The following is a 1,064-nucleotide window of genomic DNA, read 5'->3' on the forward strand; positions in this document are numbered from 1 at the left end:
CGCCGTTTGTATAATTAAGCGAGACAAATAAAAAAGCCATTTATGTTACACTCAAATTGTAATACCCGCTAAAGCATACAAGGAGAGTGAACATAAATGACTTATACCCATCTTACACCAAACGAGCTTGTAATGATAGAAGCATATTTTCATCAAGAAACTCCGGTTGCTATCGTTGCGAAGCAGCTTAAACGTGGACGCCAAACAATTTACAATGTCTATAACTTTCTCAAATGTGGTGGAACAGCACTTGAATACTTTGAACAATACAAAGAAAATAAGCGACGTTGTGGGAGAACCGAAATCATTTTTCCTGCTGAGGAAAAAGAATACATTGAAAAAAGATCAACTGAAGGTTGGACCCCAGACGTCATTATTGGCCGTGCAGAGCGAACCTTCTCTTGTTCAGTAAGTACCCTCTATCGCCGGTTTAAGACGGGAGAATTCAATGTTTTACATTTACCGATGCAAGGAAAACGAAAACCAAATGGTTATAAGGAAAAACGTGGAAAACAGGCATTCAAAAGAAATATTTCTGAACGTAAAAAAGATTATGTCGTTTTCGAAGAAGAATTTGGACATTTAGAGGGTGATACGATTGTCGGCATCCACCATAAAAGTGCCGTCATCACACTCGTTGAGCGACTTTCAAAAGCCATTATCGCCTTGAAACCAGAAGGCCGTAAGGCAGTTGATATTGAAAATTCGATTAATGAATGGCTTCAATCCGTACCCAAAAATCTTTTCAAATCAATTACCTTTGATTGTGGAAAAGAATTCTCTAATTGGAAAAGTATTAGTAATACGAATGATATTGATATTTATTTCGCAGACCCAGGAACGCCTTCCCAACGGGGATTAAATGAACATTCAAACGGACTCCTCCGAAAAGATGGACTACCAAAAGAAATGGAATTCAACCAAGTCAATCAAGGATTCATCTCATCCGTTGCGTCCAAAAGAAACCATATCCCTAGAAAATCACTAAATTACCAAACACCATTAGAAGTTTTTTTGAGTTACGTAAATGGAAAGTTTTGTCTCGCTTAATTTGACAAATAATA

At 37.3% G+C, this 1,064-nt stretch carries 1 protein-coding gene; it reads left to right on the forward strand.

The annotated features are described in order from the left end of the window. Positions 1 to 96: 96 nt before the first annotated feature. Entirely contained in the window at positions 97 to 1,050 is a 954-nt protein-coding gene (locus BN346_RS00005) for an IS30 family transposase (protein WP_000222572.1), read from the forward strand. Positions 1,051 to 1,064 lie beyond the last annotated feature (14 nt).

It is taken from the genome of Clostridium ihumii AP5 (assembly GCF_000612845.1).
In the GTDB taxonomy this organism is placed as follows: domain Bacteria; phylum Bacillota; class Clostridia; order Clostridiales; family Clostridiaceae; genus Clostridium_J; species Clostridium_J ihumii.

Coding starts and splice junctions, on each gene's coding strand:
- BN346_RS00005 (WP_000222572.1), top strand. CDS start 97: ATGACTTATACCCATCTTACACCAAACGAGCTTGTAATGATAGAAGCA.